Raw genomic sequence first — 14407 nt, 5'->3', positions numbered from 1 at the left:
GCAGGTTTGCCCATTTGAGTCCTGATATTGTCAACACCCTGAGGGATGGTCAGCGTTATATGCGGACCTGGCCGCTAGTGCCACAGCTTGGGTATTTTTTCCCAGAGTATCGCGTGATTAAAGCGACTCAGTTGGCAAAAAACCTGCTGCCCCTGCTGGCACTTGTAGCCGGTGGTGGTCAGTTATTCTTTCTTGGCTGGACATTTCTGCCTCAAGCTCTGGCAACCACATTGTTTTTCATTAGCTTGCCCGTGCAAGGCGTGTTGTGGTTGGGTTGGCGTTCACGCCATCCGCTCCCGGTGTCACTCCTCGGTTGGGGTAATGAACTGAACGCTAAGCTTGCGGGCTTAGGGATCAGTGCTCGTCCTCTTGGCGTCAATGCCAGCTATATGGACATTGCGGTGTTATTGAAAACGGCCTTTGAACGTCTCGACAGGCAGTTCTGGGAAGAACTGTAAGCCGTTAAAACGTTGCTGTAATACCGCGTTCAGTAAATACCGCTTTAATCTTTTCCATGGTTTCACGGGTAGGGGGCGCGACGCCGTCAAGCTCATACTTTTCGCCTAACGCTTCCCACTTGTGTTTGCCCAGTTCGTGATAGGGCAGAAGTTCTACCTTCTCTACGTTTTTCATTGGCGCGATAAAGTCGGCCAATTTTATGGCTGAGGCTTCATCTTCAGTGTAGCCACCCACAACCACATAGCGAATCCACGTTTTCTGTCCGCGTTTAGCTAAATACTCTGCAAATTGCAGGGTGCGGTGATTACTGACCTTAGTCAGGTCAATATGCTTGGCATCATCCATCTGTTTGATGTCGAGCATGACCAAAGAGGTGTGGTCGAGTAATTCATCGATTACCGGGGTATATTTGCGGACAAACCCATTGGTATCGAGACAGGTGTGAAATCCTTCTTGCTGGCAAGCCTTAAACCATTCAGCAACAAATTCTGCCTGTAGTACCGCTTCACCACCGCTGGCAGTTACACCACCATCGCTGGCTTCGTAAAAAGAACGGTAGCTGATGATTTGTTCCATCAGTTCAGCTACCGACACTTCTTTGCCGTCGTCTAAATCCCAGGTGTCACGGTTGTGACAGTATTTACACCGCATCAAACATCCCTGCATAAACGCAATAAAACGAATACCTGGACCATCTACGGTGCCGAAAGACTCTATCGAGTGAATTCTACCTACTGTCATCAACTCTCCTGAACAAAGGCTGCAGTGAGGTCACTGCAGCCTTCGGGATTAAATAGACTTGGTGAAAGTACGGGTGATTACATCCCGTTGTTGTTCTGGGGTCAGTGAGTTAAAGCGCACTGCGTAACCAGATACACGGATAGTTAACTGCGGATATTTATCTGGGTTAGCTACCGCATCTTCCAACATTTCACGATTCATCACGTTCACGTTGAGGTGCTGACCGCCTTCATGGCCTGGTTTGTGAGCAAAGTAACCATCCATCAAGGCTGCCAAGTTACCGCGGCGAGCACCATCATCTTTACCCAGTGCGTTAGGCACGATTGAGAAGGTGTAAGAGATACCATCTTGAGCGTGAGCAAACGGCAGTTTAGCGACTGATGTCAAAGATGCAACTGCACCTTTCTCATCACGACCGTGCATTGGGTTTGCACCTGGTGCAAATGGTGCGCCTGCACGACGACCGTCTGGAGTGTTACCCGTCTTCTTACCATACACAACGTTAGAGGTGATGGTCAGGATTGACTGAGTTGGAATGGCGTTACGATACATTTTCTTATCGCGGATCTTGGCCATAAAGCGTTCAACCAAATCACAAGCGATTTCGTCAACACGTGCATCGTTGTTACCAAATTTTGGATAGTCGCCTTCGATTTCGAAGTCTACTGCGATACCGTCTTCATCACGCACAGGTTTCACTTTGGCGTACTTGATGGCAGACAGTGAGTCAGCTGCGATAGACAGACCGGCAATACCACACGCCATAGTACGGCGTACATCACGGTCATGCAGTGCCATCAGTGCAGCTTCGTAGCTGTACTTGTCATGCATGTAGTGAATCACGTTCAGTGCGGTGACGTATTGGTCAGCCAACCAGCCCATCATAGTGTCTAAGCGTGAGATGACTTCATCGTAGTCCAACACTTCAGAAGTGATTGCGCCCAGTTTAGGACCAACCTGCTTCTTCATTTTTTCGTCAACACCGCCGTTGATTGTATACAGCAGAGTTTTCGCCAAGTTGGCACGAGCGCCGAAGAACTGCATTTGCTTACCAATAATCATTGGGCTCACGCAGCAAGCGATACCATAGTCGTCTGATTCGAAATCAGGACGCATCAAGTCATCGTTTTCGTACTGGATTGAACTAGTGTCGATAGACACTTTAGCGCAGTACTTTTTAAAGCCTTCTGGCAATGCTTCTGACCACAGTACAGTGATGTTTGGCTCTGGGCTTGGGCCCATGTTGTACAGAGTGTGCAGGAAGCGGAAGCTGTTTTTAGTTACCAGCGTACGGCCATCTAAGCCCATACCACCGATAGATTCAGTTGCCCAGATTGGATCGCCAGAGAACAGCTCATCGTACTCAGGAGTACGCAGGAAACGCACCATACGCAGTTTCATGACGAAATGGTCAATCATCTCTTGCGCTTGTTCTTCAGTGATTACGCCGTTTTTCAGGTCGCGTTCGATGTAAGCATCCAAGAAAGAAGAGGTGCGGCCTAAAGACATTGCAGCGCCGTTTTGGCTCTTAACTGCAGCGAGGTAACCGAAGTAAGTCCATTGAATGGCTTCTTTCGCGTTAGTTGCTGGGCCAGAGATGTCTAAACCATATTTAGCTGCCATGGTTTTCATCTGACCTAATGCACGATGCTGCTCAGCAATTTCTTCACGTAATTGGATAACGTTTTGCAGATCTTCACCTGCTTCCAATTGCGCTTGCAGTGAACCGAATTGCGCATATTTATCTTTCATCAGATAGTCGATACCGTACAGCGCGATACGACGGTAATCACCGATGATACGACCACGGCCATAGGCATCTGGCAAACCAGTCAAAACACCAGACTTACGGCAGGCCAGAATTTCTGGGGTATAAACATCAAATACACCTGCGTTGTGAGTTTTACGCAGATCAGAGTAGATGTAGCTCAGTTGTGGGTCTAATTGACGGTCGTATGCTTTGCATGAACCTTCAATCATACGAATACCACCGTTAGGCAACAGTGCACGCTTCAGTGGTGCTTCAGTTTGCAAACCAACGATAGTTTCTAAATCTTTTTCAATGTAGCCAGCGTCATGAGAATCGATGGTAGATACTTTATCTGTATCAAAGTCGACAGGCGCGTGAGTGCTGTTTTCCAGCTTGATGCCTTCCATCACTTTGTCCCACAAAGTAATGGTCGCTGCGGTAGGACCTGCTAAGAATGCTTCGTCACCCTCGTAAGGAGTGTAGTTATTCTGGATAAAGTCACGAACGTTTACTTCGGATTTCCAGTCACCAGGAACAAACCCTTCCCATGCCTTTTGGAACAGATCAGTTGTTTCGGTCATCTTACTTCACCTTTTCGTTGATAAAGTGGGCGGGATTATGGGCCTGTCTGATTCCACGGGCCGTTAACCCCTTTATTTAGCAGAAACCCCGGTACTATGGATTAATGTGACCAGGATATTATTGCCGTTCAATCTGCATAATTCTGATTGTATGCCTCGGTAAACACTTCAATCAGAATTGGTAAGACCAATTGTCCATAAAGATATTAACACAATCTTTTTTCGTACCACACTGAATAACGCCCAATAAGTACTACTTAATGTTGAATTTGTTACTGGGGTAGCAATTTTTGCGCAATTAAGAGCTTGGTCTACCCAAAATGTCGCGTATTTTGGGTCTCTTTATGTAGTTAAATTACTAGATTTTTCAGGGGTGATTACTATTTAGTCTAGTGTAATTCACTGTCTTTTAGCTTTGCTAGTAGTGATACTCACGCAAGAAAATGTTGAAATTTTATCCAAAAAGATGATTTTGCGAGCGATTAGGCCAACTTACATTGGTTCACCCAACTGGTCGTATGAGTTAGCTTTATCGCTATGTTAGGGGCTATTGCTGACCAGAACTGTGATATTAGTTTTGTATTGGCTAATATTACCCTTGGTCAAGAAAATCGGCATCGTTGACCGGAATTTCGATTGGTTTTGACTTTTTTAATAGGTTTTTAAATTGTCACAACTGGAATATTCATACAATTTTTAGCGGTATTAAATTTGTACGTAAATTGTGTGCGCTTTGTTCACTAGCAAAAATGTTGCGTTAAGTGGGATCTGGCTAACATCTTTTATTTGTAAAATTGATTTTCAAACTCTGTCAGCGCCAAATATAGCGCTGACGGTGATGTAGTTTTGCAATTTCTGTATGTAAATCAGATGTTTCAATTATGTTGCAGTACAAATGTAGTTTTAGTGAATATATGCCGGTAGTGCAGAAGAGCTCTTGAACACTGTACGGATGTCTCAGTTACCGGCTGACGCTCTGAAGAGGTAATGAAAATGAAGCAGTTCTCTGAACATTTGCAAAACGTCATCCACAGTGGTGAAGGCAAAGTTAATAAAAATTCTTTGCATCGAATTGCACAATCTATGTACGCCGGCTTTTTTATCGGCTTAGCGTTTGTTTTTTATGTCACAGTAACCACAGGTACAAAAGAAGCACATTGGGGTGTCATCCATCTGTTAGGCGGCACAGTGTTTAGTCTGGGGCTTATTCTGGTTGTATTGTTTGGTATGGAGTTATTTACCAGTACTGTGCTATCAGCAGTAGCCTGTGTCCAGGGCCGAGTGAGTGTGTCGCGCACTTTGATTTGCTGGGCAGAAGTCTACTTTGGTAATGCCATTGGTGCGTTGATACTGGTTGGATTGGTATCTGGTGCTGGGCTTAATTTAGTGGCGGGCGGTGAGTGGGGTATCAATGTTATTGGTATTGCGCTGCATAAACTGCACCACACCTGGAGCCAAGCGTTTTTCCTCGGCATGCTATGTAACATCATGGTGTGTTTGGGGGTATGGTTGGCGTATATGGCTAAGCAGCCAGGCACTAAGGCGTTGTTGATGATTATGCCAGTGGCCTTGTTTGTTGCTACTGGCTTTGAGCACAGTATCGCCAACATGTTTATGTTGCCACTTGGTTTGGTTTTTAAAGACGTGATACCGGCAGACGTGTTGTTGGCTCACGGTTACACGGCTGAAACCTTAGAAGCGTTGAACATCGGCCACGTGATTTCCGCCAACTTGATTCCTGTGACCTTGGGGAATATCGTCGGTGGTGCCTTCTTTGTTGGCTTAGGGTTATTGGGCACCGAGAAATTATCTGGTGCGCAGGATGCTATGGCAGCGCCAAAGCAAGATGCTGAAGACGTCCATCAAGCGTTTTCTGCGTCCGCCGAATAATGCTCTAATCGCCTTCAATATAAATGCCGCTCACTTTGTGGGTGGCATTTTTTATGGGCGTGGTTTTATCCTGATCACCCAGTCTGTTAATAAAAAGACGTTCAAAGCCGCATGGTGCTCATCGGTGTACTTAGGGGATTGGCGGCGTCTTTATTCGAGCTTGATTTATCGCAGGATGATGTGTCGAACAGCTACGCAGATGAAGCACTCTGTATCGCGTAACGACACCAGCAAAGTCAGCGGAGAACTGGCTCAAGGTGAGTGAGTGTCGTAGTCGTATTTGGCGGCTAAAACAGAAAATCCGATGAACAAACGTCATCGGATTTTTGTTTTACAGCGCTGCAGTAATGCTCAGCTTATTTAGGCCAGTGAGTATGTGCCGCTTTAGCGCGTTGTAGCTTCTCGTAAGCTTGCAGTAACGACTGATGCTTCGCGAAGCCTAAAATGCCATGCGTCAGATGCAAATCGTAGCCATAGGCTTGTTGGTTGATATGCGTTAGCGCCGCTTCAAGATGCGCTGTGGTATACATGCGCTTGAATTGAGGAAGATACTGTTCAAGTTCCAATCCCTGTTCCTGCAGTTGGAGTACAGCCAAAACAGCATGATAGAAGCGTAAGCGTGGTTGCCGATCAGCGGTAATGCCATATGCGTTGAAATCTACTGTCCACTGCGCCCAATCTAACGCATCTTCCAGCTCGCCCATGGCCAAGGCCAACAAACAACGCAGTTCACCGATGCGCAACGTCGCCCATGGGCTAGTGGCATCTACCGCAATGCCAAGCAGTTGGTCCAGCGGTTGGAATTCATCAACGTTCAATGCGTCGATTTCAGCCAGGATCTCTTCTGCCAATTCAGCGTTCGCTTGGTTGCTGAGCCATTGATCTAGCATACGGCGCAAAGCAGTACCACGGTTGTTATTGGCAAAATGCAGATCATCCGCTGGATAGATTTCTGAGTAACCCGGTACCAATACGCGGCAAGCGTAAGTTTCTAAATGCTCATAATCCGCAATGTAAACATCAGCGCCTAACTCACGGAATTTTGCCAGCAGGAAGCTAAATTCCTCTTGCGTTGACCCGGTAAAGTCCCAATCTGCGAATGGGAAGTCACTGTCTTGCTTGAACAGATCCCACGATACCAAACCTGATGAATCGATAAAGTGGGTTTCAATGTTGGTGTGATCGGCCACTTCATCATTGTTGAATGACGGAGTTGGGAAAATATCCAGATCTTTCAGTCCACGACCTTGCAGCAATTCAGTCACGGTACGTTCTAATGCCACACCAAAACGTGGATGCGCGCCGAATGATGCAAAGCAACCGCCATTTTCTGGGTTAAACAGAGTCACACAAATGACCGGGTATTCACCGCCTAGTGACGCATCGAAACAAGTGATTGGGAAACCTTCCGCTTCCAATTTTGCAATCGCTTCAACCACTTTTGGATAGCGCGCCATTACCTCTGCTGGAATTTCTGGCAGCGAAATACATTCGGCAATGATGCGGTTTTTGACGTAACGTTCAAAACACTCAGACAGCGCTTGAGTGCGAGCTTCGGTTTTGGTGTTACCGGCTGACATGCCGTTACTCACGTACAGGTTGCCGATGATGTTCATTGGAATGTAAACCTGCGCGCCGTCAGACTGACGTTCAAATGGCAGGGCACATACGCCGCGCTGTTCATTCGATGACTGCACGTCAATCAGTTGTGACATGGCCACATCTTGCTCTGGATCGTAGTGCGATTTCAGGTAGTCGTCCATCAAACCGGCTGACCAACCGTCAGCAATTGGGAACCACTTTTCATTTGGATAGTGTACAAATTCGCTGTTAGCCACTTGCTCGCCCATGTAGAAGTCAGCGAAGAAATAATTACACGCCAAACGCTCAAAGTATTCGCCCAACGCACTTGCTAATGCGGCATCTTTACTGGCGCCTTTACCGTTGGTGAAGCAAGCTCCGCAGGCTTTATCGCGAATGTGCACTGACCAAACATTGGGTACTGGGTTCAGCCATGAGGCCTCTTCAATATCAAATCCTAAGTTCACCAAACGTTGTTGCATGGTGTTGATGGACACTTCGAGGGCTTCATCTTTGCCCGGAATAAATGTACGGCTCATGAGGTTCCAAATTGTTAACTGGATCAAATTTTGCGGCATGTTACCACATTTACTGACGGCGATTCTCTAACGTTTTGGACTGAGTTATGGCGATTTACCTTCGTGCTTAAGCTACGCCGACAAATAGGTTTTTTATCCAGTGCAACTGTTGCTAGAATGGCTGCCGGTTAAATTTCTTATTGCCTAAAGTAACAGGATAAAAACATTGGAATTTTTATACGAATACGGGCTGTTTCTTGCCAAAGCCGTAACGCTGGTTGTGGCGATTGCGGTGGTCGTTGCGATCGTGGTGAGCTCGGCGGTGAAACCCAAAGCTGAAAAAGGTGAGTTACATTTGTCAGATCTGTCTGATGAATTGTCATCTCTGAAACATCATTTAAATGCTGAATTGCTCGATAAAAAGGCGTTTAAACAGTATGAAAAGCAGCAAAAAGCTGCTGAAAAAGCCAAGGCAAAAGAGACCGATGATAATGTCTCACGAGTGTTCGTGATGGATTTTAAAGGCGGTATAGAAGCGGCCGAAGTGGCGTCGCTGCGTCGAGAGATCAGTGCCGTTTTGGCGGTTGCCAATAGCCATGACGAAGTGGTCGTTAATGTAGAGAGTGGCGGTGGTATGGTGCATGGTTACGGTTTGGCCGCGAGCCAACTGGAACGCTTTCGTGCTGCCAATATTCCATTGACGGTTTGCGTCGATAAAGTGGCCGCCAGCGGTGGTTATATGATGGCTTGTGTCGCCAATAAAATCGTAGCTGCACCATTCGCCATTATTGGCTCGATCGGGGTCGTTGCCCAGTTGCCTAACTTTAATCGCTTACTGCGTAAACACGACATCGATTACGAACAGCACACTGCTGGTGAGTTCAAACGAACCATTACCATGTTTGGTGAAAACACCGAAGAAGGACGTGAAAAGTTTCGTGAAGAGTTGGAAGAAACGCACCACTTGTTTAAAGACTTTGTGGGGCGCTACCGACCAGAGCTGGCGATTGATAAGGTGGCAACCGGCGAGCATTGGTATGGTCAGCAAGCGCTAGATTTAGGCTTGATCGACCAAATTGGCACCAGCGATGATCTGTTGATGTCACTTGCTAATGAACGGCAGGTGTTTAAAGTGCAGTATCAGATTAAGAAAAAATTGGCCGATAAAATCGGTCATGGCGCTTCAGTATTATTGCATGCATGTATCGATACGCTAACTTCACGTAATCGTGCGGTTTAATCGTCAATATTGAGAAAGGCCAGCAACAGCTGGCCTTTTTTATGCTTCAGCAGGTTAAATTAAATAGCTGATATGTTGGTAGAAACCCACTGTCATTACCTGCTTTTTCGGATCTAGACCAATCGATTTAGCAAAGTCTTTTAGTGCTGCTTCAACGTGATTCATATAGCGGCAATAGCCAGGTTCTGCGTAGTCCTGAGTGGTGGCGACAAGAATAAAGTCGACAGCTTCTACATGGCGTTTTCCACCGTCCCAATAGCGCTGATATTCAGCTTCATTATCGTTCGGATTAAAGCCGATATGTTGAGTTTCAGCGGTTTGTCCTTTGAGTTCAAACTTACTGTTACGGACTAATGGCGTAAGGCCATTAGCCACCATTGCTGCATGGGTTAGATGACGTTGATTAATGGCGCTGAGAAAGTGATCTTCTAGGTAGCGATATAGGGCTTGATCATCTTGTCCGTGCAGCATAAGTTGCTGTTTCAATTGGCGTGATAGTGGTAATGTCACTTTCACATGGGCAGTCGAGGTATAGTTTGCTGGCAACTCGCAACCACGTGATTTATAGCGCTTATAAATATTACGCAACTTGTAGCCATAAGTCTCGGTGCTGCGTTTAGCCGCAGCAAACAGGTCGTATGACATCTGTTGGTGGTCACGTACTTTAAATGGTTGAGATTGAGCTGGCAGTTGTGTGCTGAGTTTGTCTATTACCATGCGGACATTTTTGTGGAAAGACGCGGCATTGGCTCGAATGTCGTTACCTGTCGCAAGAAACAGAAAACGCAACTTACGCGCGCGATAGTCAGCCTGATAAAACAAATTTTGGGCTTCGTGATGTTCGGGGTCGTAGAAAAACAAAATTTGCTCTGCAGTTTGCAGACAATAGGCTTCAGTGTGATAACGCACAATGGGCAGCTTATCGTTGGCGATCACGTGGACATTGAACAAATGATGAACTTCGGTCAGCTTAAAGAACTGCTCGGCAATTTGCTGATAACACTGCTCAACATCTTGATAGTGCACTAAGAGTTCGTCGGTTAATTTGAGCTCGGCGCTGATATACTGGTTCGTACGTGTGGTCAGTGGCACATACAATTTTGACTGTGACATACTCTTTCCTGAGAATGATGGTGAAAGTTTGTGCACATTTTAGTCTTGTCGTTTATTCGGATATATAGATTAAGTCACGCTTTTTGCGCGATATTTTCTCATGCAAATCGGCATTTTTACTCAATTTTTCTCATATAGGGTGGTGGTGTGGTTGTCTGTGAAACCGAACGTTTGATTTTACGAGAATTTGAAGACGCTGACGCTGCGAGTCTGTTTGAGCTGAACCGTGATCCTCGCATTCTCAATTTTATTCCCGGCGCGCCAAGCAATAGTTTGCAGGATGCAAAGCGGGTGCTTCGAGACGTTATTTACGAAGATTATCGTCAGTTCGGCTTTGGACGTTGGGCCGTGGAGTTAAAGACTAATGGTCAGGTGATCGGGTTTTGCGGGCCCAAATATTTAGCTTCATTTAATAAAGTGGAGTTAGGCTATCGATACTTTCCAGAGTATTGGCAGCGTGGCTTTGGTTACGAAGCGGCAAATGCGACGTTAGAACATTTACTGAAAAAGGGCGAAATCAAAGACGTAATCGCTTTGATTATGCCCGGCAACATCGGCTCTGAGCGCCTCGCCCACAAATTACAGATGAAACTGATGGGCATGGGTGAACTCATGGGGCAATCAATGCATATATTCCACAAGTGGTTATGAGTTGTTTACCTCGTCTAAGGCATGTTTGATAAAGGGCAACATAAACGCGGTAATTTTAGGCTGTGCGACAGTATTGGGATGAATGCCGTCACGTTGCATTAATTCTGGATGAGGGGCGATTACGGTCATAAAGAAGGGGACAAGCGTAACGCTTTTATCTTCAGCGAGTTGTTGATAGACAGAGGTAAATGCTTTTTCATAGCGGGGGCCATAGTTGGGCGGTACCATGACTTCTGACAACATGACTTTTGCACCAGCCTGTTTGGCTAAGGCTATCATTTTTGTAAGATTGTTTTTCAACTGTTGCGGTGGAAACCCCCTTAACCCATCATTTCCACCAAGTTCAATCAATACGACATCGGGCGATGCAGAGCTTAGTAGTGACGGCAGACGACGTAAGCCGCCACCAGACGTTTCGCCACTGACCGACGCATTAATCAGCGTGTGTTGTGGTAAAGCGTTACGTAGCCCTTCAACCCAACCGTCTTTTTCATTTACGCCATAGCTGGCGCCTAGACTGTCTCCGACTATGAGTAAAGTGGCAGCTTGCGCAGGCGCCGTCAGCAGAATAACTAACAGTGGTAACAGCGCCACAGGACGACAACATAAGGAAGCGAACTTGAACAACAGTGCCATAAAAGTTTCCCATTTGGTGAAAACAGTAACGACTCAAGAAGGTGAGCTGACTATCCTGAAAGGCATCAATATGGAAGTCAAGTCTGGTGAAAGTGTGGCGATATTGGGGCCTTCCGGTTCCGGGAAATCAACGTTACTTGGTTTATTAGCAGCATTGGACTCTCCAACGGAAGGTGAGATTAGTCTTGACGGCGTTTCGCTGGTTGGCCTCGACGAAGAGCAAAAGGCCGCGTTGCGGAAGCAAAAAATCAGTTTTATTTTTCAGTCATTTATGTTGGTTGATACCCTGACAGCGCTTGAGAACGTCATGTTGCCTGCAGAGCTGTCGGGTATCAAAGATGCGCGAGCTAAAGCGACGCAAATGCTACAAAGGGTAGGGCTGGAGCATCGTCTCGGTCATCTACCCAAGCAACTTTCTGGTGGAGAGCAACAGCGGGTCGCCATCGCTAGGGCATTTATCTGTGAACCCAAAGTACTATTTGCTGATGAACCCACAGGTAATTTGGATAAGCACAATGCTGATCGTGTAGCGGATATGTTGTTTGCCATGAATCGGGAAAGCTCGACCACATTGGTGTTAGTGACGCATGATTTGACCTTGGCAAAGCGGTGTCGGCGCCAGCTTGAAATGCAAGATGGTAAGTTGTTTGAAATTGCAACGGAGCAGGAGGCGGGCTAATGGAATGGCAGTTAGCTTGGCGGCTTTTTAACCGTGAACTCAAGCAAGGACAGTTAGTGCTGATTATTTTAGCACTGATGTTAGCCGTGTTATCAGTCACCGGGCTCGCGCGCGTGAGCGAACGACTGCAGGTCGCGATTAATGGTCAAGCGTCAAAATTTATCGCTGCTGACCGAATTATTAACTCACCGCAACCGTTAGATGAAGCCATTCTGGCAGAGAGCGAGGAACTTGGTTTATCACTGTCGCGGAGTTTGCAATTTAACTCTATGGTCTATGCGGGCGATGCGTTTCAACTGGTGACGGTGCGTGCTGTTGATGATAACTACCCGCTTAAAGGGACTGTCGAGTTGTCTGCTCCACAGCCCAATAAAACGCCTTTACATCATCAGCTCTGGTATGAAAGTCGGCTGGCAGGATTGCTGAATCATCCGCCGTCGGTTGAGTTGGGCAATAGCCAGTTAGCCATGTCTGCAGAAATTTTACGGCTACCGGATGGTGGTTTTAATCTTTTTGCCTCGTCGCCCGTGGTACTGATGCGTCTAGATGATGTGCCTGCGACTGGCGTGGTTCAGCCCGGAAGCCGGGTGACTTATCTGTATCAATTCGCCGGGGACTCCAGTGCGCTCGAAGCGTTTGAGGAATATGCCAAACCTAAACTGACCAGCTCGCAACGCTGGGTTGATATTCAATCCGGAAATTCGCCAGTCGCTTCGGCTGTTAAAAGGGCTGAGCGTTTTTTACTGCTGGCGAGTTTACTTGGGATTGCGCTTGCCTGTGCGGCTATCGGCATTGCGGCACAGCGATATTGTCAGCGTCATTATGATGTTGTTGCCATGCTTAAAACCTTTGGTGCTTCTGCTAAGCAAATTCGCTGGTTATTTGGCATGCACTTACTGTTAGTTACCTGCGTTGGCGTCGTGCTAGGGCTTTTCGGCGGCTTTTTGCTTGATATGGCAATAACGCCTGCTCTACCCGCAGAAATTGCAGCATACGATGCGCCAATCTGGCGTCCGGTGTTGTTAGGTATCGCTACCGGATTCATTAGTGCTTTGATGTTTTCTGCATTTCCGCTATTGAAACTGCTGTCTGTACCGCCATTACGAGTGTTGCAACGCCAATTAGAGTCATCATCGATTAGTAATTGGCTTCATCCGTTACTGAGTTTGTTGGCTATGGCGGTGCTTGGATGGCTCTATTCGCGTTCACTCACTCTGACTTTGACGGTCGTTGCTAGTGTGGTGCTATTAGGACTGTTGTTGGCATTAATGGGTTATCTTCTGGTAAGTGCAGGACGTAGCGTCGGCATGAAAACCTCGAGCCCGGTCGCATTAGCATTAGCTGGATTACGCCGTCGAGCCAGACAAAACTCGGTACAGTTAGTCGGATTTTCCAGTGCATTGGTATTGCTGCTGACTATTTTGGCCTTAAGGCAAGATCTCCTAAATGAATGGCAACAGCAGCTACCTGAGAATGCGCCAAATTACTTTCTGGTAAATATTGCGCCCGAAGAAGTTGCACCGCTCGAAGCATTTATTCAGTCACATCGAATAGAAATGACGGACGTCTATCCGGTCATTCGCGGGCGGTTAAGTGCAATTAATGGTGAGGAAGTGATTACACCTGAACAGCAGAGACAGGGGGAGCGGGGGCGTATCGGTATTTCGCGCGAACTCAATCTCACCTGGCGTGAAACACTGCCACCAAATAATAAAATTATGTCGGGGCACTTTAATGAACGAGCAAACGAGGTGTCGGTGGAGGCGGGTGTCGCAGAGCGATTGGGAATTGGTTTAAGTGATAAGCTCACATTTATTATCGATAACCAAAAAGTTGACGTTGAAGTTGCTAGTATTCGTGCAGTTCAATGGGAAACGTTACAGCCTAACTTCTTTATGATTTTTTCAAAAGAAGCGTTAGCACCGTTTATGTATACCTCCATGGCTAGCTTTCATCTGGAACCTGAGCAAGCGGGAGTAATTCTCGACTTAATCAAACAGTTTCCTACAGTATCTATTATTGATGTTGGGGCAATGATCGTTCAGCTTCGTGGAATTGTTGCTCAGGTATCGTTAGCGTTGACCTTAGTGCTGGTGATGGTCGTCCTTGCGAGTTCTCTGGTAATGATTGCGCAAACCGAAGCTGGCATGGCTAGCCGCCAAAAGGAACTAGCGGTGTTACGCACCTTCGGCGCTTCAGGCAGCTTATTGCGTTGGTCGACAACGTTGGAATTTGCCATTTTAGGGGCCGTATCCGGTGTACTTGCCGTTACGGTGTCTGAGTTTGCGTTGTGGATATTAAAAACGAGAGTGTTTGAATTACAGGTGTCAGCGCATTTTCTATGGTGGTGGTTAGCCCCTCTGAGCGGTGCTATATTAGTCGCCTGTCTAGGTTTATGGCGTTGTGCGGGATTATTAAGAAAATCCTGTGGCGACTTACTGAAATTAGAAGTTTAATTATGGGTAATAATTAGCCGTAGAGGCATTGCCTTGCGGTAAATATATGCCGTAATTTTGACTGTTACATATAAAATAAAAGGGAGCCTGAGCTCCCTTTTTGATATTCTTA

Annotated in this window: 11 protein-coding genes; 6 read left to right on the top strand and 5 right to left on the bottom strand. The window is 46.6% G+C overall.

From position 1 onward, the window contains the following. Positions 1 to 14: 14 nt before the first annotated feature. A complete protein-coding gene (gene yfbV, locus HR45_RS05300) occupies positions 15 to 458 on the top strand; it encodes a terminus macrodomain insulation protein YfbV (protein ID WP_037440501.1) in 444 nt (147 codons plus the stop codon). A 4-nt stretch (positions 459 to 462) separates the two neighbouring features. On the opposite strand, the gene pflA is transcribed toward yfbV, so the two are convergent. Continuing rightward, complete coding sequence (gene pflA, locus HR45_RS05295) at positions 463 to 1203, bottom strand: pyruvate formate lyase 1-activating protein (protein WP_156104019.1); 741 nt, start codon at positions 1201 to 1203, stop codon at positions 463 to 465. A 45-nt stretch (positions 1204 to 1248) separates the two neighbouring features. After that, a complete protein-coding gene (gene pflB / locus HR45_RS05290) occupies positions 1249 to 3531 on the bottom strand; it encodes a formate C-acetyltransferase (RefSeq protein WP_037440497.1) in 2283 nt (760 codons plus the stop codon). Between the two features lie 993 nt (positions 3532 to 4524). Between pflB and focA the strand changes: the two genes are divergently transcribed. Further along, the gene (gene focA / locus HR45_RS05285) at positions 4525 to 5421 is read left to right on the top strand and encodes a formate transporter FocA (protein WP_052074534.1); all 897 of its coding nucleotides are present in this window, start codon (positions 4525 to 4527) and stop codon (positions 5419 to 5421) included. 356 nt (positions 5422 to 5777) lie between these two features. On the opposite strand, the gene ycaO is transcribed toward focA, so the two are convergent. Continuing rightward, positions 5778 to 7541 carry a 30S ribosomal protein S12 methylthiotransferase accessory factor YcaO gene (ycaO, locus tag HR45_RS05280; protein WP_037440495.1) on the bottom strand — a complete coding sequence of 588 codons (1764 nt, stop codon included), beginning with the start codon at positions 7539 to 7541 and terminating at the stop codon, positions 5778 to 5780. A gap of 205 nt (positions 7542 to 7746) precedes the next feature. Between ycaO and sohB the strand changes: the two genes are divergently transcribed. After that, positions 7747 to 8760, top strand: a complete 1014-nt coding sequence (sohB, locus tag HR45_RS05275) for a protease SohB (RefSeq protein ID WP_037440493.1) — start codon at positions 7747 to 7749, stop codon at positions 8758 to 8760. Positions 8761 to 8814: 54 nt separating this feature from the next. Here sohB and HR45_RS05270 read toward each other — a convergent pair whose 3' ends face one another. Beyond that, a complete protein-coding gene (locus tag HR45_RS05270; RefSeq protein ID WP_037440491.1) occupies positions 8815 to 9873 on the bottom strand; it encodes a DUF3083 family protein in 1059 nt (352 codons plus the stop codon). A gap of 147 nt (positions 9874 to 10020) precedes the next feature. On the opposite strand from HR45_RS05270, the gene HR45_RS05265 reads away from it, so the two are divergent. Further along, positions 10021 to 10524, top strand: coding sequence for a GNAT family N-acetyltransferase (locus tag HR45_RS05265; RefSeq protein WP_037440489.1), 504 nt, complete (start codon positions 10021 to 10023; stop codon positions 10522 to 10524). Here HR45_RS05265 and HR45_RS05260 read toward each other — a convergent pair. Next, positions 10519 to 11160 (bottom strand): arylesterase, encoded by a 642-nt coding sequence (locus HR45_RS05260; RefSeq protein ID WP_052074533.1) that lies wholly within the window; start codon positions 11158 to 11160, stop codon positions 10519 to 10521. The two genes, HR45_RS05265 and HR45_RS05260, sit on opposite strands and share 6 nt — an antisense overlap. Between HR45_RS05260 and HR45_RS05255 the strand changes: the two genes are divergently transcribed. Next, entirely contained in the window at positions 11144 to 11839 is a 696-nt protein-coding gene (locus HR45_RS05255) for an ABC transporter ATP-binding protein (protein WP_037440487.1), read from the top strand. The two genes, HR45_RS05260 and HR45_RS05255, sit on opposite strands and share 17 nt — an antisense overlap. Beyond that, on the top strand, positions 11839 to 14295 hold the full coding sequence (locus tag HR45_RS05250; RefSeq protein ID WP_037440485.1) for an ABC transporter permease: 2457 nt from the start codon (positions 11839 to 11841) through the stop codon (positions 14293 to 14295). Before HR45_RS05255 ends, HR45_RS05250 begins: the two co-directional genes overlap by 1 nt. Positions 14296 to 14407: the final 112 nt, after the last annotated feature.

Origin of the sequence: Shewanella mangrovi (assembly GCF_000753795.1) — a bacterium.
In the GTDB taxonomy this organism is placed as follows: domain Bacteria; phylum Pseudomonadota; class Gammaproteobacteria; order Enterobacterales; family Shewanellaceae; genus Shewanella; species Shewanella mangrovi.
Note: the sequence above shows the minus strand (reverse complement) of the source record. Positions and strands in the feature narration are given on the sequence as shown.

Bases quoted from the DNA above. Each gene is read 5' to 3' on its own strand.
- pflB (WP_037440497.1), bottom strand. From the start codon at position 3,531: ATGACCGAAACAACTGATCTGTTCCAAAAGGCATGGGAAGGGTTTGTT.
- focA (WP_052074534.1), top strand. From the start codon at position 4,525: ATGAAGCAGTTCTCTGAACATTTGCAAAACGTCATCCACAGTGGTGAA.
- ycaO (WP_037440495.1), bottom strand. From the start codon at position 7,541: ATGAGCCGTACATTTATTCCGGGCAAAGATGAAGCCCTCGAAGTGTCC.
- HR45_RS05270 (WP_037440491.1), bottom strand. From the start codon at position 9,873: ATGTCACAGTCAAAATTGTATGTGCCACTGACCACACGTACGAACCAG.
- HR45_RS05260 (WP_052074533.1), bottom strand. From the start codon at position 11,160: ATGGCACTGTTGTTCAAGTTCGCTTCCTTATGTTGTCGTCCTGTGGCG.
- HR45_RS05250 (WP_037440485.1), top strand. From the start codon at position 11,839: ATGGAATGGCAGTTAGCTTGGCGGCTTTTTAACCGTGAACTCAAGCAA.